The organism is Alphaproteobacteria bacterium PA2, assembly GCA_002256425.1.
Classification (GTDB): Bacteria; Pseudomonadota; Alphaproteobacteria; order Caulobacterales; family Caulobacteraceae; genus Phenylobacterium.
Genome location: NKIZ01000001.1, coordinates 3280070 through 3303986 on the forward strand (window position 1 = coordinate 3280070; position 23917 = coordinate 3303986).

19 protein-coding genes are annotated in these 23917 nt (G+C 64.6%); 6 read left to right on the forward strand and 13 right to left on the reverse strand.

Going from position 1 to position 23917, the window contains the following annotated elements:
- Nucleotides 1-210: 210 nt before the first annotated feature.
- Nucleotides 211-2001 carry a potassium transporter TrkA gene (locus CFE28_15730; protein ID OYU71312.1) on the reverse strand — a complete coding sequence of 597 codons (1791 nt, stop codon included), beginning with the start codon at nt 1999-2001 and terminating at the stop codon, nt 211-213.
- A gap of 84 nt (nt 2002-2085) precedes the next feature.
- Here CFE28_15730 and CFE28_15735 point away from each other — a divergent pair, with 84 nt between their 5' ends.
- Complete coding sequence (locus CFE28_15735; protein OYU71313.1) at nt 2086-2547, forward strand: hypothetical protein; 462 nt, start codon at nt 2086-2088, stop codon at nt 2545-2547.
- A gap of 74 nt (nt 2548-2621) precedes the next feature.
- Nucleotides 2622-4658 carry a peptidase M13 gene (locus CFE28_15740; GenBank protein OYU71314.1) on the forward strand — a complete coding sequence of 679 codons (2037 nt, stop codon included), beginning with the start codon at nt 2622-2624 and terminating at the stop codon, nt 4656-4658.
- Between the two features lie 30 nt (nt 4659-4688).
- Here the strand turns inward: CFE28_15740 and CFE28_15745 are convergent, their stop codons facing one another.
- From CFE28_15745 to CFE28_15760, 4 genes are all read right to left on the reverse strand, one after another.
- Nucleotides 4689-5906: an aminoacetone oxidase family FAD-binding enzyme gene (locus CFE28_15745; GenBank protein OYU71758.1), complete on the reverse strand. Its 1218-nt coding sequence runs from the start codon at nt 5904-5906 to the stop codon at nt 4689-4691.
- A gap of 333 nt (nt 5907-6239) precedes the next feature.
- On the reverse strand, nt 6240-7187 hold the full coding sequence (locus CFE28_15750; protein OYU71315.1) for an ATP phosphoribosyltransferase: 948 nt from the start codon (nt 7185-7187) through the stop codon (nt 6240-6242).
- Nucleotides 7184-8320, reverse strand: a complete 1137-nt coding sequence (locus CFE28_15755; protein ID OYU71316.1) for an ATP phosphoribosyltransferase regulatory subunit — start codon at nt 8318-8320, stop codon at nt 7184-7186. Before CFE28_15755 ends, CFE28_15750 begins: the two co-directional genes overlap by 4 nt.
- A 4-nt stretch (nt 8321-8324) precedes the next feature.
- Nucleotides 8325-9791: a histidine--tRNA ligase gene (locus CFE28_15760; protein ID OYU71317.1), complete on the reverse strand. Its 1467-nt coding sequence runs from the start codon at nt 9789-9791 to the stop codon at nt 8325-8327.
- A 97-nt stretch (nt 9792-9888) separates the two neighbouring features.
- Here CFE28_15760 and CFE28_15765 point away from each other — a divergent pair, with 97 nt between their 5' ends.
- Entirely contained in the window at nt 9889-10110 is a 222-nt protein-coding gene (locus CFE28_15765) for a hypothetical protein (protein OYU71318.1), read from the forward strand.
- Here CFE28_15765 and CFE28_15770 read toward each other — a convergent pair.
- Complete coding sequence (locus CFE28_15770) at nt 10079-10954, reverse strand: short-chain dehydrogenase (protein ID OYU71319.1); 876 nt, start codon at nt 10952-10954, stop codon at nt 10079-10081. The two genes, CFE28_15765 and CFE28_15770, sit on opposite strands and share 32 nt — an antisense overlap.
- 10 nt (nt 10955-10964) lie before the next feature.
- Entirely contained in the window at nt 10965-12578 is a 1614-nt protein-coding gene (locus CFE28_15775; GenBank protein OYU71320.1) for a glucose-6-phosphate isomerase, read from the reverse strand.
- A gap of 105 nt (nt 12579-12683) precedes the next feature.
- Between CFE28_15775 and CFE28_15780 the strand changes: the two genes are divergently transcribed.
- Nucleotides 12684-13124 (forward strand): hypothetical protein, encoded by a 441-nt coding sequence (locus CFE28_15780; GenBank protein ID OYU71759.1) that lies wholly within the window; start codon nt 12684-12686, stop codon nt 13122-13124.
- 25 nt (nt 13125-13149) lie between these two features.
- On the opposite strand, the gene CFE28_15785 is transcribed toward CFE28_15780, so the two are convergent.
- A complete protein-coding gene (locus tag CFE28_15785; GenBank protein ID OYU71321.1) occupies nt 13150-15282 on the reverse strand; it encodes a thiol:disulfide interchange protein in 2133 nt (710 codons plus the stop codon).
- Nucleotides 15283-15443: 161 nt separating this feature from the next.
- Between CFE28_15785 and CFE28_15790 the strand changes: the two genes are divergently transcribed.
- Nucleotides 15444-15836 carry an acyl dehydratase gene (locus CFE28_15790; GenBank protein OYU71322.1) on the forward strand — a complete coding sequence of 131 codons (393 nt, stop codon included), beginning with the start codon at nt 15444-15446 and terminating at the stop codon, nt 15834-15836.
- A 6-nt stretch (nt 15837-15842) separates the two neighbouring features.
- Here the strand turns inward: CFE28_15790 and CFE28_15795 are convergent, their stop codons facing one another.
- On the reverse strand, nt 15843-16634 hold the full coding sequence (locus CFE28_15795; GenBank protein ID OYU71323.1) for a peptidase: 792 nt from the start codon (nt 16632-16634) through the stop codon (nt 15843-15845).
- A 197-nt stretch (nt 16635-16831) separates the two neighbouring features.
- Here CFE28_15795 and CFE28_15800 point away from each other — a divergent pair, with 197 nt between their 5' ends.
- The gene (locus CFE28_15800) at nt 16832-17713 is read left to right on the forward strand and encodes a 3-alpha,7-alpha,12-alpha-trihydroxy-5-beta-cholest-24-enoyl-CoA hydratase (protein ID OYU71324.1); all 882 of its coding nucleotides are present in this window, start codon (nt 16832-16834) and stop codon (nt 17711-17713) included.
- Nucleotides 17714-17754: 41 nt separating this feature from the next.
- Here the strand turns inward: CFE28_15800 and aguB are convergent, their stop codons facing one another.
- The 4 genes from aguB to msrA all read right to left on the reverse strand — a co-directional run bounded on the left by aguB (nt 17755) and on the right by msrA (nt 23905).
- On the reverse strand, nt 17755-18636 hold the full coding sequence (gene aguB, locus CFE28_15805; protein OYU71325.1) for an N-carbamoylputrescine amidase: 882 nt from the start codon (nt 18634-18636) through the stop codon (nt 17755-17757).
- Entirely contained in the window at nt 18636-19646 is a 1011-nt protein-coding gene (locus CFE28_15810; protein ID OYU71326.1) for an agmatine deiminase, read from the reverse strand. The genes aguB and CFE28_15810 overlap by 1 nt, the downstream gene beginning before the upstream one ends.
- Before the next feature lie 123 nt (nt 19647-19769).
- On the reverse strand, nt 19770-23111 hold the full coding sequence (locus CFE28_15815) for a hypothetical protein (protein ID OYU71327.1): 3342 nt from the start codon (nt 23109-23111) through the stop codon (nt 19770-19772).
- A gap of 215 nt (nt 23112-23326) precedes the next feature.
- Nucleotides 23327-23905: a peptide-methionine (S)-S-oxide reductase gene (msrA, locus tag CFE28_15820; protein OYU71328.1), complete on the reverse strand. Its 579-nt coding sequence runs from the start codon at nt 23903-23905 to the stop codon at nt 23327-23329.
- Between the last annotated feature and the right edge of the window lie 12 nt (nt 23906-23917).

The following is a 23917-nucleotide window of genomic DNA, read 5'->3' on the forward strand; positions in this document are numbered from 1 at the left end:
AGAGCCCTCTCTTGCCCTCTGCCGCGGTCATATGACCGAGCACGCTTATATCAAGGTCGAAGCGACGCGGAAGTGTCGCCGAAGCCACACTCAACGTCATTTGCCTCATCCTCGCTTACACTACGGGATGAGGCTATACAGCAATCCTCGCTCCAAGCAACGATCTGATAACCAATTGAGGCCGGAAAGGGTTCAATTTTGTTCCAAAGGTCACGGCTTGGTCCGAACTTCACCTCTAAACCTGCGCATTCGGCCGCCCAGAGCTTCCGGTCGATTCAAGTCCTTCCGGAAGAGGTCTCTGCGTTCATGAATTGAGGCGATAACCAGCCCCATCGGGATGCCCACATCCACCAGAACGGCTTCCGACAACTGTAGGCTGGCCTCAATGGTCTCGGGAACGGCGTCGGACACCCCAAGGTCGTAGAGTCGCTTGGCGTGTCGCGCATCCCTGGCGCGGGCGACAATGACCAGGTCAGGCCTCAGGCCTCTGGCGGTGGCTACGATGGATTCCGCCGCTTCAGGGGAATCCATGGTCACCACAAGGGCCGGTGCGGTTTCCAGGCCACACCTGCGGAGAAATTCCGTACGGGTCGCATCCCCGAAAAACACTTCCCCGCCGGACCGTCGGGACGAATCGACCAGTCGGGGATCGCTGTCTATGGCCAGCCACGGAACCTGGTGGGTCTGCAGCATTTCTGAGACCAGCCGGCCGACCCGGCCATATCCCACGATCAGCACCCTGGGCGGTCCGTCCCCGGAAGGTGGAGGCGGAAGCGCTTCAGACAGCCCCTGGGTGACCTTCCTTGCACCGACCTTCAGGGAGAGACTGGCCAGAGCCGGAATGCACATCATCGAAAGGGTCGACGAAACCAGAACCAGTTGCCCGAGTTCTGGCGCGACAATCCGGCTGGCCATGGCCGCGGTGAGAATGACGAAGGCGAATTCACCTCCCCCCGCCAGCAGAAGGGCCGACTCCGCCGCCGCGCGCCACGGCAGCCGGAACATGCGTCCCAGGCCGAAAACCACTGCAAAGTTCAGACTGATCAGGCCGATGGCGAAGCCCAGCACCTCCAGGGGGTGGGCAAAGAGCAGGGACATGTCCAGGCCTATGCCGACCGAAAGGAAGAAGAGGCCAAGCAGCAGGCCCTTGAAGGGCTCTATGGTGACTTCGACCTCGTGACGGTACTCGGTCTCGGCCAACAGCAGTCCGGCGACGAAGGCGCCCAGGGCCATGGAAAGGCCAGCCAGGGCCGCCACAAGACCAGATCCGATGACGATCAGCAGACTGGCGGCGACGAACAGCTCCTCGCTCTTGGCTCGGGCCACCGACCTCATCATCGGACGCAGGAACAGGCGGCCAAACAGGACCAGGCTGCCGACAGCCAGGGCGGCCGGTGCGATGGCCAGCAGGTCCTGCGGCGAGAACTCGGATATCGATCCGCGTCCCAGAAGGCCCAGGGTGATCAGGATGGGGGCGACGGCGAGGTCCTGGAACAGCAGGATGGAGAAGGTCACCCGGCCCGCCAGGGCGTGCTGGCGCTTGTTTTCCGCAAGGATCGGCATGACCACGGCGGTGGAAGACAGGGCCAGGGCTGCGCCGATGGCGATCGCCTCGGCCGGAGGCGCCTTCAGCATGATGCCGACCGTCGAGATCGCCGCCGTAGACAGCAGGACCTGGAGCCCGCCAAGGCCGAAGACATAGCGGCGCATCAGTCGAAGGCGCTCCCATGAAATCTCCAGGCCGATCATGAACAGCAGGAAGACAACCCCGAACTCCGCCAGTTGGGCGACCTCGGCAGACCCTGAAATTGTAAAGTAGGACAACCACGGGACGGTTGGAGCCAGGGCGCCGAGACCCTGCGGACCAAGGGCCAGACCAGCGGCGATGAATCCGAGGATCGGACTGACCCGCCACCGACGGAACAGGGGCACGACAATGCCGGCGGTCACCAGGAACAGCACAACGTCGCGATAGCTGTCGGGCGTGACGTGTGGGTCCATCTGGGTCGTCTCGTTCCTGATTCCGCTTCGGGGCGCCTACAGGTATGCTTGTGCCGAAGATTTCGATCCGCCAAGGAGGGAATTATGCTGAAACAAATCGCTCTTGCTGCGGGACTTTGCCTGATAGCGACCGCCGCGGGGGCCGGCCCGACGACCTCTGGCGGCGTTCGCGTCAAGGATGCCTGGAGCCGGCCCGCTGCGCTCGGCACGATTGGCGCAGGGTTCTTCACGATTACCAATTCAGGTCCGCGACCGGAAACCCTGATTTCCGTCACCAGCCCCCTGGCCACCAGGGTGGAACTGCACCAGACCTCCATGAATGGCGGAGTCATGTCCATGCAGCGGCTTGAGTCCGGCGTGACCCTGCCTCCCGGTCAGTCCGTGGTTTTTGCACCGGGCGGCAAGCACCTGATGGTGTTTGGCCTGAAGTCGGCCTTGAAAGCCGGCGGCGCCCTTCCCCTGACCCTCAATCTAGCTTCAGGCGGTCGCTTGCAGGCCAAGGCTGTTGTCAGACTTTCACCGCCCCCCGCTTCACCCGCCAAATGACAGAATTGTAACGTGGCGACCTCGCCTCTTGAGAGGCATGGTCTGCGTAATGAACCCAACAGGATCAATCTGAGATGAAACGCTTCTGGCTTGCGGCATGCGCCGCCTCCGTCCTCGCCCTGGCGGCGACCTCAGCCTCGTCTGAAGGCGCGCTGGGCGCGCCGCGCATGGGCCCCTGGGGCTTTGACCTGGCGGGCCGCGACCTGTCGGTTTCCCCCGGTGACAATTTCTCCGGCTATGCCGGCGGGACATATCTGAAGAACCTGGTGATCCCCGCTGACCGGTCCAGCTTCGGATCCTTTGACGGCCTGCGGGAACTGTCGGTCGACCGCATGCACGCGGTGCTGGACGCGGCTTCCAGGGACACGGCGGCGACCGGGGACAGGCAGAAGATCGGCGTCCTCTATCGCAGCTTCATGGACGAGTCGCAGATCAACGCCCTGGGCGCCAGGCCCATGGCTGCCGACCTCGCCGCCATCCGGGCGGCCAAGACCAAGGCTGACATCGCCCGCCTGATGGGTGTCGCCCAGACGGGCTTCGGCGGGGCGGCCTTCGGCGTCTATCTCGGCGACGACCAGAAGGACCCCATGCGCTATGCGGTCTATGTGGTCCAGGGGGGTCTGAACCTCCCCAATCGGGACTATTACCTGGAGCCCCAGTTCGCACCCCAACGCGCCAAGTATGAAGCCTATGTGGCCCAGATGCTGAAGCTTGCGGGCTGGGCCAGGCCGGACGAAAACGCCAAGGCCATCGTGGCCATGGAGACCGAAATCGCCAAGGTCTCCTGGACCCTCGCCGAGCGCCGGGACGACGACAAGACCTACAACCCGCTGAAGGCTTCGGCCCTGCCGACCTTCGCACCGGGCTTCCCCTGGAAGGCCTTTTTCGAGGGCGCGGGCCTTGGAAAGATCGACAGGGTCATTGTCGCCGAGAACACCGCATTCCCCAAGATCGCTGGCATTTTCGCCAGGACGCCCCTTGAGACCCTCAAGGCCTATCAGGCCTACACCCTGGCCGATCAGGCCTCGCCTTACCTCTCCAAGGCCTTTGAGGACGCCCGGTACGAATTCCGCGACAAGATCCTGTCCGGACAACTGGAACAGAGGCCCCGCTGGAAGCGTGGCGTCGCCCTGGTGGACAACCAGATCGGCGAGGCCCTCGGCAAGATCTATGTGGCCACCTACTTCCCGCCGGAGAGCAAGGCCAAGATGATGGACCTGGTGGCGGAGATTAAGTCGGCCCTGAAGGTCCGCATCGAGAACCTGGCCTGGATGGGCCCGCAGACCAAGGCCAAGGCCCTTGAGAAGCTGTCCAAGTTCAGCGTCATGATCGCCTATCCGGACACCTGGCGTGACTATTCCAAGCTGGTGATCAAGGACGGCGATCTCTACGGCAATGTCCAGCGGGCCAACAAGTTCGAGTGGACCCGGCAGGTCGTGCGCCTGAAGGAGCCGGTGGACCGCAAGGAATGGGGCATGACCCCCGCCACCGTGAACGCCTACTATTCGCCCACGAAGAACGGCATCGTCTTCCCGGCCGCCATTCTGCAGCCTCCCTTCTTTGATCCCGAGGGCGACATGGCGGTGAATTTCGGCGGGATCGGCGCGGTCATCGGTCACGAGATCATCCACGGCTTTGACGATCAGGGCCGCAAGTCAGACGGCGATGGCGTCCTGAAGGAGTGGTGGACCGCCGAAGACGCCGCAAAGTTCAACGCCCAGGCCGCAAGGTTTGGCGCGCAATACTCGGCCACCGAGGTTCTGCCCGGCGTCTTCATCAAGGGCGACCAGACCATGGGCGAGAACATTGCTGACCTGGGCGGCGTACTGCTGGCCCTGGACGCCTATCGCGCTTCGCTCAAGGGCAAACCGGCGCCGGTGCTCGACGGCATGACCGGCGATCAGCGGGTCTTCCTCGGCTGGTCCCAGGTCTGGCGCTCAAAGGCCCGTGAGGACCGGGTGCGGCAACTGGTGGTCACCGATGTGCACGCCCCGAACTTCGCCCGGACCAATGTTCCCCTGAAGAATGTTGACGCCTGGTATGACGCCTTTGGCGTCAAGCCCGGGGATGCAAACTATGTGGCGCCAGAGAACCGGGTCCGCATCTGGTAGCTTTCTCCAGGCGTTTCCGTCCGGAAACGCCTATCCGGCCCGGACGTGTTTGAGGGCGGCCAGACCGGCCGCCCTGCCCGTCGCGAAACAGGCCTGCAACAGGTAGCCGCCCGTGGGCGCCTCCCAGTCCAGCATTTCACCGGCCAGAAAGACGCCGGGCCTGGCCGTGAGCATGAAGTCCGCATTGACGGACCCAAACTGCACGCCGCCGGCCGATGATATCGCCCGCTCCAGGGATTGCGCACCTGTAAATTGGACAGGGACAGCCTTGATGGATCCCGGGAGGTCCCGGGACAGGGCCTGCGGATTTCCGGCAAAGCCTTCCCGCAGGAAGGCGACCTCTGTCGGGCTGAACCGCAGGGCCTTGCGCAGTCGATTGGAAAGGCTGTCACCTGAACGGACTCGCCCAAGGCGCCGGGCGATTTCGTCCCCGGACAGGCCCGGTCGAAGATCCACATGCAGGAGCGTCTCACGGCCCGCCTCCAGGCTTTCGCGCAGATCACGGGACAGGGCGTAGATCCCGCCGCCCTGGATCCCGGTCCGGGAAATCATGATCTCGCCGGTCAGGGTCCTGCCCTGGAATTCGAGTCCGATGGCCTTGAGGGGTTCACCGGCGAATCTTGTCCCGAACGTCTCGGACCAGTCCACATTGAACCCGACATTGGTTGGTGCGAAGGGCGTCACCCCGACGCCACTGGCCTGGAGGATCTCAACCCACTTTCCGTCGGAACCAAGCCTGGGCCACGAGGCCCCCCCCAGGGCGAGAACGACGGCGTCGGCGGTTGTCTCATGTCGCTCTCCGGGCTCGGTCTCGAAGATCAGCGCCCCGTCTGCAGACCACCCGGTCCAGGTCTCGCGGAAGCGGAACTGCGCGCCCAGATCGGTCAGACGCGACATCCAGCTGCGAAGCAGGGGCGAGGCCTTCATCGCCACCGGGAAGATCCGGCCGCTGGAGCCGATGAAGGTGGGCTGGCCCAGGGATTCAGACCATGCGCGCAGGCTCTCCGCCGGAAAGTCCGCCAGGGCTGGCGACAGGTGAGGCCTGGCGGATCCATACTTCTCGGCAAAGGCCTCGAATGGCTCGCTGTGGGTCAGGTTGAGGCCGCCCCGTCCGGCCATCAGGAACTTGCGTCCCGGACTGGGCATGCGATCAAGGACCGTGACCGAGACACCCGCTTCCAGCAGGACTTCCGCAGCCATGAGGCCCGCCGGCCCGGCGCCGATGACAATGGCCCGCCCTTCAGACATGCCCATGCCGGTCAGGGAAGGTCTGGATTTTGGAAAGAATAGTTTTTGACGCTTGCGTCAATTTACGGTTCCGGACACAAAATAGCCCGCTACGGGGGATAATCGCAGCGGGCTTTTTTGAGCCGAGGCTCGTATTAAGAGGCGTTTCCTCCCCGAAACGCCGGAGACTGAAAGCTTTGAGCTGTTCTTGTCTCTCGCAAGACTGAGAAAACGGCAATTCTGAGTGCGAGTCAATGCGCCCGCTTCCCCTCAATGGGTGAAAACCGCACAAAATTGTGACATCGGCGAAAATTTCCGGGCCGAAGCCGCACATTTTTGACGCATTTGTCAAAATTACCTGCAACGGGCTCTCAAGGTCTCTGCAGCGGGGCTCTGGATTTCAAAGACGAAGTCCGGGCGCGAGACTGTAACGGGGCCCCGCCCTGCAGCCGTCAGGGCTGTTGAAATCTCGGCAACCCGGGTGTTGGGAACCAGCAGGCCATTTGGCCGACGTGACGCGCCCAGTTGCTCGAACCGGGCGGCAAGGCCCTCATCGCCGTCCTGACTTGGCCAGACCAGGGTGGCGCTGGCGTGGGCTGAGGCCCTTGCTTCAAGAATGCGCAACAGGGCTTCCGCCGAGTCCAGTTGTCCAGCGGTCCAGCTGGCGACGCAGGAGGCGGCGAGATGAGCCTGGCTCTTCAGGATCACGCCGTCCCCGAGGATCTTCAGGCCATTCGCCTCCAGGGTGGCGCCTGTCGTCGTAATGTCGACGACCAGTTCAGCCGCCCCGGCTGCGGGGGCTCCCTCAGTCGCGCCGGCAGACTCGGCAATACGGTAGTCGGAAAGCCCGTGGCGGGCGAAGAAGGCCCGAGTCTGCACAAGATACTTGGTCGCCACCCGCATCCTTCGACCGGTCCGGGCGAGCATGTCATGGGCGACCTCTTCCAGGTCAGCCATGGTGTCGACGTCAAGCCAGCTCTTGGGCGCCGCCACAACCAGATCCGCCCGCCCGAAGCCCAGGGCCTGGAGCAGCAGGACGTCCCGGTCGATATTGGGACCCCGTTCCCGCAGGAGGTCCTCACCTGTGACGCCAAGGTGGACCTCGCCGCACTCCAGCGCCTCGGCAATGTCGCCAGCGGAGAGAAGCCGGACCGAGACGCCCGCCACGCCCTTCAGCTCGGCCATATAGCCCCGGTCGCCGCCGGAGACAGAAAGGGACAGATTGCAGTCCCGCAGCCAGGCTTCCACCTGTTCCTTCAGACGCCCCTTCGAGGGCACGGCCAGGATCAATGGCTCACTCATGACATCACCTGATCAAGGGCTCGGCCGGGGCGAACCATGCATCCGATCGCCCGGCCTGGTGTCTGCCCCCCAAGGCGACTGAGCAGGCCGTCGTAACGCCCTCCAACCGCAACAGGATCATGCTGACCCAGGGCCGCAGACCTGACTTCGAAGGTCACGCCGTCATAGTAGTCAAAGGAATGACCAAGGGCCGTAGAGAAGGTCGCATCCCCGACAGGAGCCCCGGCCGCGGACAGGCGCTCCAGTTGTTCCCGCCAGGCGCCAAGGGCGGCCTGGAGGACCGTGGCCGACCCTGCAGCCAGTTTACCGATCACATCGAGGGCGGCGCCCGGCTCACCCTCCACAGCCAGAAAGGCGGATATCGCTTCAGCCTGCTCCCGGGTCAGGGCGGGGGCAGCCCGTCCCTCCGCCTGTTGGATCAGTCTCTGGGCGATTTCCGCAGGAGACCGACCGCCAACCGGCTGTATGCCGGCAAGGGCCCAGACCTCCTCGAGAGCGGCGCCCGCGGCTTCGGGAGTCAGACCTGACAGAATGGAAGCCAGACCTCCGCCTGCGCGCCCGCTGACCGCTTCTCCCGCCCGGGCGAGTTCAGCCTGAAGCAGGCGTGGGCGAGACGCCGCACGCTTGATCCGCGCACTGAGGACGGGAGCCAGGTCCAGACCATCAACAAAGGCCGAGAACAGCGACACGTCCCCGAGCCAGAGGGACAGGTCCCCCCGGCCGCCAATGGCCGCGGCGCGCCAGCCGAGCATGATGGCTTCAAAGTCAGCGTCCGCTGCCGGGCCAGGCGGCGTGAACCGCTCAACGCCGATCTGCAGGAACTCCTCGGCCTGATCAGGACGATCAGGGGCGGCGCGAAACACCTTGCCTTCATAGAAGTAATCCCCGGCCGGGGATCCGCTTTCAATATGGGCCTTTGCAATCGGGGCCGTGAAATCCGCCCTCAGGCAGGCCTCCTGGCCGCCCTCCGCCTGGACGACAAACAATTGGGCCCGGAGGGTTTCCCCGGCCAGATCCAGCATCAGACCCAGGGGTTGCAGTATGGCGGTGTCGATCAGCCTTGCACCCGTTTCGACAAAGGGCGCCCGGATGGCGGCGAGTTGATCGGCAGGAATGGCGGGCTCGACGCGCATGGACCTAACCTTCCAGAATGCGGCGGATCGCCGGAACGAGGTCCGCGCGCGGCACGGTCTGCTGACCAGGCCGGGACTCACGCCACTCCGCATTGTCCGTGACCCCTGCGGCCAGGGCGCGACCAAGGTCGAGATCCTTGATGGTCACGGTCCCGGCAGCGATCTCGTCGCCGCCGAGAATGACGGCGGCTGGAGACAGGCGCCGATCGGCATACTTCATCTGCGGTCGCATGCCTGAGGATCCCAGATAGACCTCGGCGGCAATGCCCGCCGCGCGAAGCTCGCCGGCGACTTCATAATACTTCGCCATGTCGTCCGGGCTGAAGGCGATCACCACGACCGGGCCCCTGGCCTGGGATCCGAGATCCTTGCCCGCAGCGCGAAGGGCCGAAGCCAGGCGGGAAACACCGAAGGAAAAGCCGGTGGCAGGCACCGGCGCCCCGGTGAACCTGGCCACAAGATCATCATAACGGCCGCCGCCGCCCACAGACCCGAACCGGACAGGCTGACCCTTTTCATCTGTGGTCTGCAGCAGGAGTTCGGCCTCGAAAACCGTGCCGGTGTAATACTCCAGGCCCCGGACGATCGAGGGATCAAACACCGCCTGGCCCGCCCCGACGCCCATGGCCCGCAGGGCCTGATCGATCAGGGCCAGTTCAGACAGGCCTTCATCACCCTCGGCCGAGCCGCCAATCACATTTGCAATCCGGTCCAGGGTTTCGGTCCGGCCGTCCGCCCCTGCAGCCACAAAGGCCAGCACCGATTCCGCCGCCTTGGCGGTCAAACCGGCGCCCTTGGTGAAGGCGCCGGACTCATCCTTGCGGCCCTCGCCCAGCAGCAGCCGGACCCCGTCGGCGCCCAGACGGTCAAGCTTGTCCACGGCCCGCAGGACAGCCAGCTTCTGGCCGTCTGTGGTCACGCCGGCGGTGGCCAGCAGGCCATTGAGCAGTTTGCGGTTGTTGATCTTGATGACATAGCCATCGGCTGGAAGACCGGCCGCCATCAGACCCTCGGCGGCCATGGCGATGATCTCCGCGTCGGCTTCAGGTCGGGCCGATCCCACCGTGTCAGCATCGCACTGGGTGAATTCCCGGAACCGGCCGGGTCCTGGCTTCTCATTGCGCCAGACCGTGCCGAAGGCGTACCGGCGGAAGGGCTTGGGCAGGGTCTCCCAGTTCTGGGCAGCGAAACGGGCCAGGGGCGCTGTCAGGTCATAGCGCAGGGCCATCCACTGCTCGTCGTCGTCCTGCAGGGCGAAGACCCCCTCATTGGGGCGGTCGGCGTCCGGCAGGAACTTGCCCAGGGCGTCGGCATACTCAAAGGCGCCCGTGTCCAGGGCCTCAAATCCATAGCGCTCATAGACCTCGGACACCCTGGTGAGGATCACCCGCTCAGCGGCCAGGTCCCTGGCGCGACGGTCATTGAAGCCACGGGGGGCGCGGGCTTCGGGTCTTTGAATGGGATCGGACATGGCGCGCGCTTAGGCCAGGTCACGGCAGGCGGCAAGTCGCAGCCCCAGGATTTCAGCAATTCGGATCATCTTGGTCTATCCCTTGAAGGTTCTCGGGATGGAGCGTGTTCTGGCGCCCCATCCGCTGTGCGGGGGGCGGCGCGACGGGTCTGGCCTAAGCCAAACGCCCCCGGCCGATCCCGCCATGGCAGGTCGGATGGTGGAGGCCGTGATGGTGCGCGCGGGCGAACATGACGCCCTCATAAGCCAGGACGCCGGAAAAAGCGAGTCGGGCGGCAGGCCCCGTCCTACCCTTCCGCCGGACGGACCCCGCCGGTGAGGTCCGGGGTCGTATAGTCCATGCCGGCCAGGGCCTTGCTGCCGTCGGCGGCGTCGAAGCCGGCCATGATCCGGGCAAACCGCATCTGGACCGCGCCGCGCATGTCGGGGTGGGTGAAGATGTACATGTCCTTGGCCAGGACGGACTCCAGCACGCGCTGGCCGACCCGCTCGGGATCGATTCCGCTGTCCACCAGGTTTCCGGCCACCACCGGATTGTTCACAGGACCGCCATACTGGGCCTGACGGGTTCTTCCGGACTGGTTGATCTTGGTCTTCACGAAGCCGGGGCAAAGGGCGGCGACGTGGATGTTCTCGGCGGCCAGCTGGCCGTTCCAGCCTTCGGACATGGCGACGACGGCGAACTTGGTGGCCGAATAGACCTCCATGCCGGGGGGCGAGACCATGCCGGCCATGGAGGCGGTGTTGACGAAGGCGCCGCCTTCGCCGTGGGCGCGGATCAGGGGCAGGAAGGTTTCCATGCCATAGACGACGCCCTTCAGATTGACGTCGATGACCCAGTCCCAGTCGGAGGGCTTGACCTGATCGATGGGTCCGCCTGCGCCAACGCCGGCATTGTTGCAGACTATGTGCACCTTGCCGAAGGTCTCGATGGTCTTCTGGGCGGCGGCCTGCACAGCCGCACGGCTGACCACATCGCAGATGACGCTGGAGACCTTGATCTGGCGGCTCTCAAGATCTGCGACGGCCTGGGCGAGCGGCGGTTCGTCAATGTCAGCCAGCATGATCTGCATGCCGGCCTCACCAAAAGCGTGCGCCATGGCTAGACCCAGACCACTGGCCCCGCCGGTGATGAAGGCTGTCTTGCCCTTGAGGTCTTCCATCTGCGCTACCCTATGACTTCAGGCGCCCGATCAGCGCCGCCGTGGAAGGGTCATGGACTTTTGACACCTGCCCTGTCAATTCCGGTAATACAACCGCAGCAAGAGTTTTACCCAGTTCTACACCCCACTGGTCAAAGCTGTTCAGCCCCCAGATGACGCCTTCCACAAAGACCTTGTGCTCGTAGAGGGCGATCAAGGCGCCCAGGGCTTCCGGTGTCAGGTGATCCATCAGGATGAAGCTGGAGGGCCGGTTCCCCGGGAAGGTCCGCTGAGGGGCCAGGGCGTCAATGGCCGCAGGTTCCATGCTGCGGCCGGCAAGCTCCTTACGGACAGCTTCCTCGGATCGCCCGATCATCAGGGCTTCGGCCTGGGCGATGACATTGGCCAGCAGCTTTTGATGTGCCGCCAGATCACCTTCCCGTGGCCGGGCGACCGCAAGGAAGTCGACGGGCACCACATCGGTCCCCTGATGCAGGGCCTGGAAGAAGGCATGCTGACCATTGGTGCCGGCGTCGCCGAAAACCGTGGTCGCGGACCCGCGGGTCAGAGGCGCGCCAAGCGCTGACACCCGCTTGCCGTTGGACTCCATTTCCAGCTGCTGGAGGAAGGCCGGAAACAGCCGCAGGCGCTGGGAATAGGGAATGACCGCACGGGCCGGCCGCTTCATCCCATTGCGATTGAAGATGTGCGCCAGGGCCAGAACCACAGGCAGGTTTTCATGGAGGGGCGCAGCAATGAAGTGCGCATCCATGCCCGCTGCGCCCTTCAGCAGGCCTTCAAAGACATCCGGCCCCAGGGCGATGGCGCAGGACAGGCCAACAGCGGACCAGAGGGAGTATCGTCCACCGACCCAGTCCCAGAAGGCGAAGATCCGATCCTGCGGGGTTCCGAAGGCTGCGGCCTGATCCGGCGCAGCCGTTACGGCGATCAGGTGCGAGTCCGCGGCCGGGCCCAGGGCTTCCCGCAACCAGACCCGCGCGGCCTGGGCATTGGTCAGGGTCTCCTGAGTGGTGAAGGTCTTGGAGACCACAACCACCAGGGTGGTCGCAGGCTCCAGCCCCGTCAGGGCCAAGGCCAGTTCCGAGGGATCGACATTGGCCACGAACCTGAGGTCAATCTTCGGATTCAGGGGGCGAAGGGCCTCCCAGATCAGGCGAGGGCCCAGATCTGACCCGCCGATGCCAATGTGCAGAACAGCCCTGATTTCCTGTCCGTCCGCACCGCGCACCTTGCCGGCGCGGACACCGTCAGCGATGGCGCGCATCCTGGCCCGGCCAGCCTCGACCTCGGCCGAGATATCCTGACCCTGAACCAGCATCTTCGCCCCGACCGGAGCCCGCAGGGCCATATGCTGGGCCGCCCTGCCTTCGGACGCATTGACCACTTCGCCGCCGAACAGACGTCCCCGGGCGGCTTCGAGGCCCGATGCCCGGGCGAGCTCGACCGCCTGATCGAGGTCGCCCAGGGACCATGCCTGTTTCGAAAGATCGATCTCCAGACCGGCGGCCGAATAGGTCAGTCGATCCAGACGTTCAGGCTCGCTCTGGAACAGGCTGGAAATCGACCGGTCGAGGGCCTTTTCGCCGTTTGACTCCAGTTGGGTCCAGGCTTGGGAAACAGACATGGGCAGAGACCGCCTGAGCAAAAAATAATACTGCGTTTACCATGTTGGGGGTAGCAAATGCCGGTCCGCATGTCTGCGACGGACTTTCAGCATTCGGGGTTCAACATGTCCTGCGACGCCGCCGCCTCCCTCGCCTTCCTCTGGCTTGCCTCCACCAGCCCGATGTCGCCTACGGCGATTTCCGCCCAGCCGGTGGCCGTCTCCCACGAACCGCTGTTCGTGGATATCGTCCGCAAGGCCGGCAAGCTGAAGTCCGCCATGCGCGCCTTCCAGGGCAATGACAAACCCCTGCCCGCGACCCTCAAGGTGGAAGTCGACGCCCTGTCCGCCCTGGACATGCAGGGACACCTGACCCTGGCCAAGCGCGGCACGGACGGTGACCTGAAGTGCATTCTGCGCGGCATCTCCCAGGACCTGCCGCTGAAATTCGGCGCCATTGTCGCAGCGAACGACCGGAAGAGCCGGGACGCCGCCCTCAAGGAAATGGCCTATCTCCTGAACGACAATGTTGAGGTCATCACCGCTCCGCCCAAGCCGCCTGTCTAGGACGACCGGGCCGGAAGGGCTTTCCCTAGGACTTGGCGGCTTTCGCCAGCGCCTTGGCGACGATCTCGCCTGTCAGGAGCTGGGGCAGGATGACCGGCTCGCCGCCATTGGCGGGATAGACCAGGTATAGCGGCACGCCGGCCCGGCCATGTCGGGCCAGTTCCTCGGCTATGGCCGCATCCCGACGGGTCCAGTCAGCCTTGAGATAGACAGCGCCGGACTGGGCGAAGGCGTCGGAGGCCCTAGCTGTGGAGAAGGCCACCTTTTCATTGACCTGGCAGGTCACGCACCAGGCGGCCGTGAAGTTCACGAAGACCGGCTTGCCGCTGGCCCGGACCTCAGCGAGCTTTTCCTGGCTGTAGGTCTCATAGGGGATTGCTGATCCCTGGGCGTCAGCGGCGCCCGCGACCGGTGGCTCGGCATAGGCGGGCCAGATGGCGCCCGCGAGGGCGGCCAGGCTCAGGGCCGCACCCAGGACCAGGGTCTTTACCGGACGCTGGCCAAGTCCAGCCCGGCGCTGGGCTGATCCCAGGAGCCAGACGCCGAGGGCCAGGGTGACCGCGACGGCGAACAACCTCGCCAGGGCGTCAGATCCGGACTGCACCGCCAGAACCCAGGCCAACCAGGCCGCCGTGCCGTACATGGGAAAGGCCATCAACCTGCGGAAGCCTTCCATCCAGCCGCCGGGCTTGGGCAGGCGGGCCAGGAGGCCGGGCGCAAAGGCCGCGAGGGTGAAGGGAGCTGCAAACCCCAGTCCGAGTCCCAGGAAGACAAGCAGTGAGGTCACAGGAGGCTGGACCAGAGCCCAGCCCAGGGCAGGCGCCATGAACGGCGCCGTGCATGGCGCTGCCACGACCACGGCGAGGGCCCCGGTAAGGAAGGCGCCGGCCAGACCGCCGCGGCTGGCGGCCTCAGCCCCGAACCCCTGCAGGGACGACCCGATCTCGAACAGGCCCGACAGGTTAAGGGCGACGGCCAGCATGAGAAGGGTCAGGACGGCGATCACCGGCGGCGACTGCAGCTGGAAGCCCCAGCCTACCGCAGATCCTCCGGCCCGGACGGCGATCAGGGCGCCAGCCAGGGCCAGGAAGGTCAGGACAGAGCCCGCCAGGAAGGCCAGACCCTGAGCCTGGGCCTCCTTGCGATCATGGGCGTGGCTGGCCAGGGATGTGGCCTTCATGGCCAGGATCGGGAAGACGCAGGGCATGAGGTTGAGGATCAGCCCCCCGACAAAGGCGAAGGCGATGGCGGCCACCAGCCCCAGATCGGCGCCAGTCGGCGCGCTGGCCTTGACGGGCGGCGGGCCAAGGCCTGCGGCCTCGGGCGGAAGGACGCCAGGGGTTCCAGCGATCTCGAAGGCCTTTCCCGCGACAATCACTACGCCGTCCAGGGCGGCAGGCGGCGGTCCGTCCTCCTTGCCAAGGCTCGGGGTCAGGGTGAAGGTCAGGCCGCCGGGGCCGCGCTCGATGGTTTGCGGCTTGCTGTGATCAATCACATCGGCGGCATAGGGGTAGAAATAGCTGTCGGCGAAATCCGCGCCCTTCAGCCCTTCGCCGAAGACGGCCAGCTTCAGGGTCTTGCCCGATTGGGTGAAGACCGCCTTGGCGAAGCCTGGCTTGGGGGCGGCTTCCAGGGCGGCGGCGATCTTCGGTCCATTGACCGGGTCCTGGGCCGGACTTGACGCGACCACGGGCAGGGACAGGGTCAGGTCCGCATCTTCCGGAACACAGACATCAGCACAGACCAGGACCGAGACGTGAGCCTTGAGTTCGACCCTCTCACCAACCCTGGCGGTCTTTGGGGCTGTGAGGGTCAGGGGCAGCAGGACCTTGCCCGCATAGCCATAGTTCATCAGGGGTCCCGTCGGCTGACGGGAGGGCGGAGCCCAGACAATGTCGCCGACGGACCATCCGGCCGGAAGGGTCCACTTCAGCTCAGTTGGCGCGCCGGAGTCGCCGGAATTGCGCCAGTAGGTGTGCCACTCGGTTTGGATGTCCTGGGTGAGAGCCACCACCACCTGGCCGCCCGGGGTCACCCCCTGTGTCTGGGCCACAAGCTCGAGGGCGACATGGGCTGTCTTTACCGGTGCGGCGGTCGCGGGAAGCGAAAGTCCGAGGGCCAGTCCGGCGGCGGCGGCGAATTTCCAGATCGGCGTCATGGTCCCTCAGTCACGAACGTGTCGTCAGCTTCGACATATGGCTGTTGCAAGAGGATACGCATAGGGCGACGTCGCGGTTTCGTCTGCCCAAACGTAACGACTTCTTTGCATGGCGGCCGCCATCATGGCGAATCACTGCGCATTTCACCGGAGACAGGCACTTGCCCGCCCCATTTGACGACATCGCCATCGGCCAGGTTGCGCCCCTTGGAGAGGTCCGCGTCGACGCCCGCGCCCTGGACTCCTTCATCGAAGCCTTCGCGCCCGGCTGGCCGGCGGAACGGGGCGCTCCGGACGCCATGGTCTATGCCATCTGGGCTCGCCTGGACGCCGCGTCGTCCATGGCCTGGCCTCAGACCAAGCGCCTCGGGGTCGACGCCCTGCGCTGGGCGCGCAATCCTCCGGCCGGCGAGGTCCTGCGGGGCCGCATGACCGTCATGGGCAAGGACCCGGTGGGCGACGGAAAGGGCATCATCATCGCCCAGCATGATCTGCTGGACGAAGCGGGTCGGCTGGTCTTTTCCTGCCTGACCCGCAGCGTCTATTCCCGCTAACCCGGCCTAGGCCGCGTTGGCGGCGGCCGTAGCCACCTTGTACATCTGAAGGGCGATCAGACGGTCCCAGCCCACCAGGCTGATCAGGTGGGCGTAGATCTGCATCAGGGCGCCATTGTCGCGCAACTCGGCCAGCTTGGGCTGGGGCAGGGCGTTCAGCTTGGCTTCGGAAATCCCGAAGAATTCCGCAATGATCTGGGGCTCGCCCGCCGTGCCATCCTCATTGAGGGGGGTGTGGCTGGCGGTCTTGATTTCGAACAGGTCCCACTGCTTCAGCATGTCGACGAAGTTGATGGTCCGCTGGCGCTCGACTTCGTAGTTGTTGCAGAACTCGATGCAGCCCTGCGTGTATTCCGTCGCGGTTCCGTCTTCGTTGAAGAAGGCCATGTCGCCGCCTTCCACGATGAACTCGGCGGCCCGGTCAATGCAGAGAATCGACTGCTGGGCGTTCGGGTCATTGGCGAAGACGAAGGGGTAGCGGCGGATATAGGCCGGAATATAAACGCCGGCTTCGAACAGGCCGTCTTCCCGCAGGAACAGGTTTTCATTGGGGTTGAGCCCCATGACCGCCAGGGGGGTCTTGTCTTCGCCCACAAAGATGATCGGGCCGGTCAGGGCCGCAAGACTGAATTCCGTCACGGTGAGGGGAACGGCATGCCCGGCCTTGGCGAAGCCGAAGGGACCATCCATGCGCTTGACGCCCAGACCCTTGTGCAGCTCGACCGCCAGGGGCTCGGGCTTGGAATAGAACAGGACGTTGCCGGTGATCTGACCGCTGACTTCGTTTTCGTTCGCCATGACGTGCCTTTAAGCTGGGGGGCGAGAATGGGATTGCGGGATCCAGCCAGGGAGCCGGTCCGCGAAGTCCGGGCTTCTAGCCGAACATTGCCCGTGCGGCAAATCGGCTCCCCTCATGCTTGCGCTCCATCACGGAAGCCGGTTCAATCTGGGGCATAAATACAACGATATGACCCGTCATTTGGAGGATCCCATTCATGCCCATCTATTATCCCGACATCCTGCAGCAGCGCACCGCAGCCCGGACCTTCAGCTATGGCGACAAGGACGTCATGCTCTATGGCCTGGGCATCGGCCTGGGCCAGGACCCGATGAACGCCACCGAACTGGGCTTCGTCTATGAGAAGGGCCTGAAGGTCGTGCCGACCGCCGCCACCGTGCTGGCCTCCGGCATGCGGGGAACTTCCGGCCCGGCGCCGGAAATGCCCGTCGGCCATCGCCAGAGCCAGATCAACTTCCTGATGGTGGTCCATGGCGAGCAGAAGGTCGAACTGCACAAGCCCCTGCCCGCCTCGGGAACCTTCACCGCCGAGAGCCGAACCGCCGGGGCCTATGACAAGGGCCCCGGCAAGGGCGCCGTCATCATCAATGAAACCATCTGGACCGACGACAAGGGCGAGAAGGTCGCCACCCTGACCGGCTCCACCTTCGCCCGGGGCGATGGCGGCTTTGGAGGGCCGTCAAATGGCGCGCCTGAGCCCCACACGGTGCCGACCCGCGCCCCCGACATGTCGGTGGACTTCACCACCCGCGAGGACCAGGCCCTGCTCTACCGCCTGAACGGCGACCGCAATCCCCTGCACTCTGATCCGGACGTGGCGAAGAAGGCCGGCTTTGACCGACCGATCCTGCACGGCCTCTGCACCTATGGCATCACCTGCCGCGCCGTCCTGCAGGCCATTACCGACTTTGATCCGGACCAGATCTATTCCCACCAGGCGCGGTTCTCCGCCCCGGTCTTCCCGGGGGACACCATCACGGTGGACCTCTGGAAGGATGGCAAGAACATCTCGTTCGAGGCCCGGGTGAAGGCCCGGAACGCTACGGTCATCAAGAACGGCCTGACCGTTCTGCGCTGATCCGGGTTGGCGGCGCGTCGGTTTTCCGGCGCGCCCGCCGCCTAGTCTGCAGGTCGCGGCAGGGTCAGGGCGGCGTAGAGGTCGGTGCGACGATCGCGGAAGAAACCCCAGGCCGCCCGATGCCTGGCCAGGAAGTCCAGGTCGAACTCGGCGGCGATGACGCCCTCATCATCCCGACCCAGTTCTGCGACCAGATCGCCCCTGTGATCGGCGATGAAGGAAGATCCGTAGAACCCCTGACCGCCGCCGGGATAGTTTTCCCAGGGCTCAAAGCCCGTACGGTTTGATCCGACTACCGGAATGACGTTGGAGACGGCGTGACCCTGCATGGCCCGGCGCCAGGGCGCAGCCGTGTCCAGGCTGGGATCATGGGGCTCTGACCCGATGGCCGTAGGATAGAGCAGGATTTCGGCGCCCATCAGCACCATGGAGCGGGCGGCTTCCGGGTACCACTGGTCCCAGCATATGCCGACGCCAATCCGGCCATGGCGGGTGTCCCACACTTTGAAGCCCGTATCCCCCGGCCGGAAATAGTACTTCTCCATATAGCCCGGGCCATCGGGGATATGGCTTTTGCGATAGACCCCCATCAGCGACCCGTCGGCGTCGATCATGACCAGGGAATTGAAATAGTGCGGCCCCTCCTTCTCGAAGATCGAGACGGGCAGGACAACGCCCAGTTCGGCCGCCACAGGCGCCAGGGCCGTCACGCAGGGGTGGGTGCGCCAGGGATGAGCGTCTGCAAACCAGCGCTCCTCCTGGGCGACGCAGAAATAGGGGCCCTGAAACAGCTCTGACGGCAGAATCACCTGGGCGCCCTGGGCCGCAGCCTGACGGATCAGGTCGATGGTCTTTGCGATATTGGCGTCCAGATCCATCCCGTAGGCGGTCTGGAGGGCGGCGACCTTGAGCGTGCGGACCATCAGGCAGGCTCCTGCTGGGTGATGCAGTGGAAGGACCCGCCGCCGGTCAGTATGGCGTCCGACGGCAGGCTGATCACCGTGCGGTCGGGGAACAGGCTTTGCAAGGCCTGGGCGGCGAAGGAGGCCGCCTGGGGATCACCGTCATAGGTGGGCATGATCACCGCGCCATTGGCGATGATGAAGTTCATGTGGCTGGCTGGCGCGGCGCCGCCTTCGTGGCTTTCGATCCAGCCCGGAGAAGGAATGCGGACGACCTTCAGCTTCGCGCCGGTCGCGTCAGTCATTGCGCCCAGATCGGCTGCGGCGGCGTTGTAGACATCGACATTGACGTCGCCCAGACCCCAGGCGACGGGGCAGACCACGGTTCCCGGCGCAACAAAGCGGGCCAGATTGTCCACATGGCCGTCGGTATGATCGTGGGCCAGACCCTCGCCCAGCCAGAGCACCTTGCGGGCGCCCAGCGCCCCGGCCAGGGCCTCAGCGGCGACGGCTTCGGTCCAGCCGGTATTGCGGTTGGGGTTGAGCAGGCACTGACGGGTGGTCAGGACCGTGCCCTGCCCGTCATGGTCCAGGGCCCCACCCTCAAGGACCATGTCCTGGACGGCCATTTCAATGCCTGACGCCCGGGCGATCTGGGCGGAGACGGTGTCGTCGTGATCCAGCTGGTACTTGCCGCCCCAGCCATTGAACCGGAAACCCTGGGCGACACCTACCCCCGCACGCTTGGCGAAGATTGGCCCGGTGTCGCGCAGCCAGATGTCGCCGAACCGGCCGGGAACAATCTCGACGCCATCCACATCACCCAGCAGCCGGCGGGCGGCGGCCTCGCCCTCATCGCTGCCTGTCAGCAGGCGCACATCTTCCCGACCGGGGCCAGCCAGGGCGCGGGCCAGGGCCGCCACTTCGGCCTGGGCAGGCTCGAGGTCTTCTTCCCAAAGCTCGGCATGGCTCGGAAAACCCAGCCACATGGCGCGGTGCAGGGCCCATTCGGGGGGAACAACCAGGGACATTTGATGTCTCCAATCAGGGAAGCGCGCAAATGGGCGGGGAAGCCGTCAGCGTCAACCCCGCACAAGAAAGGGGCGGCCCGTCGCCAGGCCGCCCCCTCATGATTTCAGTCCAGGTCCGGAGACTTAGAACTGGTAACGCAGGCCGATCTGCATGAACCACAGGGAGGCTGCGGTGTTGCGGGTCTTGCTGATCACGGTGGGAACGCTGGAATAGCGGTACCGCGGGCAGGCCGCGCTGGTCGTCGCAATGGCGACACCGGCGGCGTCTGCGCAGTCGACCCGGGCCAGACCGATCGTGTCGCCGTATTCGGCGACCTGACCCCAGTCGCTGTTGACCAGGTTCAGAACGTTGCGGATGTCGAACTGCAGCTTCAGCTTGTGGCCGTCGATCAGGGTCGGGAGCTCCTGGCTGATCTGCATGTCAACGCGACCGACCGGCGCATTGGTCTTCGAGTACTTCTCCATCAACTGACCGTTGGGCAGGTCGAAGTTGGTGTAGGCGCGCTTGAAGTTGTCATAGTCGGCCTGGGTGGCGAAGGTCACGAGACCGACATTGAGGTCGGCCGTGTTGGTGTCGCCACGGAAGTCCGGCACGTAGAGCAGCTGAGCCGTACGGTTCACACCGAAGACCGGGCTGCGGCCGGAGGCGCGGTCCGACATGGTGAAGCTGAACGGACGACCGTCCTGACGCTCGGCGAAGACGCTGATCCGGGTCTCATTATCGCCGAAGAACTTCTTGCGATAACCGAACTCCGCCTTGAAGCGGTTGGCCACTTCATAGACCGAGCGGCCCAGTTCATCACGGTTCGGATCCAGGCCGGCGATGACGCCAGCATAGAGCGAGCCAGCCGTGGTGCCGAAGAACATGCCGGCGCTGGAGTCTTCCATCTTCTGGTGCGAATAGCCGACGGTCAGGTCGCCGCCCCAATCCCACGACTTCGACGCGCTGACGGCGGCGGTGTAGGACGAGCCCTTCTTGGTGTTGCCGACAATGATGTCGCGGTTCGAACCGAGGTTGGCCGAGGACTTTCCGGCCACTGCGCCCAGACCGTCATAACGCATGCGACCGTCGGGCAGGAACTGCTGGACGCCGTTGACCACCAGGGGCTGGGCCCGGTTGTCATAATAGGTCAGGTCCTGGTTGGTCTTGGTGGCGACCAGGTCGGCGGTCAGACGCCAGCCGTCGAGCACGTACCACTCGCCCGACAGGAAGAGCTTCCAGGTGCTGGGCAGCTGGAAGCCGGGGGACAGGGCGATGACTTCACCAAGCGGCGGAATGGTGACCGCGCCGCCCAGGGTGCCCTGCTGCAGCTGCTGGATCAGGGTCGGCATCTGGTAGCCGAAATTGGCCTGAGTGGTCAGGCCGTCAAGACCAGCCGAACCCACCGTGTTCGTGAAGCCCGGGGTGCCCGTGGTTTCAGCAAAGCCGGTCGCCGTACGATTGATGACAATCGAGGTGGTCGCATAGCCGGTGTTGTAGAAGGGCGCGCCCGTCAGAACGTCGGGGGTGCCGCCAGCGAACAGGCCGAGGCCGCCGCTGAACTTCATCTCAGGCGAAGCCTTCCACTCCGCCGACAGGCGGGGCATGACCATGACGGTCTTGTCGATGGTCTTCTGGTTGGAGAAGCCGTTCCGCGCCGTGAAGTTCGGGTTGAGGATCGGCTTGTCCGGATAGTCGAAGGTGTCGATACGAACGCCCGCCGCGACCTTCAGGTCATCGGTGATGTTCATCGTGTCCTGCACATAGCCGGAATAGGTCCAGTAGGTGGTCTTGAACGCCGCGTCCTGCGGATTGCCGGTCACCGAGTTCTGATAGGTCAGGCTGCTGGCCTTGCCCGCGGCGAAGTCAGCCAGGGAGTCGAAGTAGTAAAGGCCGCGCGACTGAGGCACGAACAGGTCGTAGGGCTTGGCCTGGCGGGCGGTCACACCGGCCTTGAACAGGTGGTTGGTGATCGAATACTCGCCCTGGAACTGGTAGCGGTTTTCCTGCTCGCGCAGCTCATTGGCGTGACGGAACTGGTCCGGGCCGAACCGCACCGAGCTGAACAGGGAGTTACAGCTGGTCAGGGTCGCGTCCGAGGTCGGCGCCGTACAGACGGTCACGTCGGCATAGTTCTGGCCGCTGGGCGGCAGCTGCATGTTGTTGTAGTCGCGGGTCGTGGCCTTGAAGAAGGTCGTCAGACGATCCGTCCAGTTGGAATGGATTTCCAGGGTGGTGGCTTCGTCGGAGTTGAACTGCTTGTACCAGTGCGACGACAGGGACGCCGTCGTATTGCCCAGGTCGGTGCGCTGGATCGAGGAGGACTCAGCGTAGCGATAGGTCAGGCTGGCCCGGTGATTGTCGGTGATGTTCCAGTCGACCTTGGCCGAATACTTCTTGTCGGTCTGGGGCTGGGTCGTCGCAACCGTGCCCAGGGCGAACTTGGAGGCGTAGTTGGTGTTGTAGGTGTTGACGACACCGTCAATGGTCGCCTGGGTCAGACCGTTCTGGAAGATGTTGGCCGCGCCGGAACCCGGGGCGCCGTTCGGGGTGGTGTCGACGGTTTCATAGTTCTCATAGGACGCCGCAAAGAACAGGGTGTCCTTGATGATCGGGCCGGAGAGGAAGGCGCCGTAATTGGTCTGGCTCTGCACCGTCTTGATGCGGTTGCCTTCGATCTTCTTACCGACCAGGCCGTCATTCAGGTAGTTGGTGAAGACCGATCCGTGGAAGCTGTTGGTGCCGGACTTCATGACGATGTTCAGCGAACCACCGACAAAGTCGCCGTTCTCGACATCGGTCGGGGCGGCGGCAACGGCGAACTGCTCAATGGCGTCAAGGTTGACCGGGCCGCGGGCCGTGGTCAGACCGCCCTGGGCCAGACCGAAATTGTCCTGGGCCGACACGCCGTCGACGGCGATGCGGTTGAAGCGCGGGTTGGACCCGGCGATGGAAATGCCGCCGCCGTTGGCGCCGGTGCGGCCGCCCGAAAGGTCCTGGGAGACCAGGATGTCGCGACGGGCCAGATCGCGGGGGTCGCGGCTGACGGTGACAACGGCCGAGATGGCGTCGGCGTTCAGAACCGTCTTGGGGCCCTGGTCGTTGTTGCGGGCCGCAGAGGCGGTGACGACGACTTCTTCAACTTCGGCCAGGTCGGCGTCGATGTTGAAGGTCTGACCGACCTGCAGGAAAACGTTGTTGAAGGTCTTGGCCGGATAGCCCGACGCATTGATGGTCACCGTGTACGGACCACCGATGCGGAGACCACGGAGGTCAAAGCCGCCGCCGGCTTCCGTCGAGGTGACTGCGCGGGTGCCGGTAGGCGTGTGAACCAGGGTGACGGTCGCCTTGGCGACAGCCTTGCCGTTGGCGGTAACCGAACCGCTGACGGACGACGATGTTTCCTGGGCGTAGACTGCCGTGGACGTGGCGCACAGCAGCGCCGTGAGGGCTACGCCTTGGGCGAGCCTGCGAGAAAGTGACATATGGAACCCCTCCATCAATTATCCGGAAACGGCCTGAGTCTTTCCGGACCCCGTTCGGACGATTGCGCCCTATAGCCCGAAAAATGACAAGATGGGTGACGGTTTTGTTACAGGAGCAAAGCTTCTTGACAGTGCTGCACGAAAGACACGCAGGCAGGCAGCGCCCTTAGGCGCCCGCCCAGGTGAAACTTTGCGGAAATCAGGCTGTTGAGCGCTTAACGACCGCCCCAGACTGCCTTGATCCGTGCGTCACGACCACATCCGACCCGGTAGAGGTTGTAGTGGGCGGGGTTCTTGCGGGCATAGTCCTGATGATAACCCTCACCCATCCAGAAGCGTGACGCGGGCAGAATCTTGGTCGCGACACTTCGTCCCAGGGTCTTGGCGACCTGGGCGCGAACCTGTTCGGCAGCGGCCCGCTCCGCCGGATCGGCCACAAACACCGCCGTACGATAGCTTGGGCCCTGATCGCAGATCTGGCCGTTGGGGTCGGTCGGATCGATATGGCGGAAGAAGGTGCCGACCAGCTGCGAATAGCTGGTCTTGGCCGGATCATAGGTAACGCGAACCACCTCCAGGAAACCCTCGTGGTCCTCATAGGACGGGTTCTTCCGGGTACCGCCGGCATATCCGACGTCGACGGAGACCACGCCTGCCGCATGCTCGATATCGTGTTCGGCCGACCAGAAGCAGCCGCCCGCGAAGACGGCGGTCTTGAGGGCGCCAGCAGCAGGGGCAGCCTCGGCGAACAGCAGGACGATGGCTGTGGTGGCGGCGAAAAGGGAACGGGACATTGAAGGGCTCCA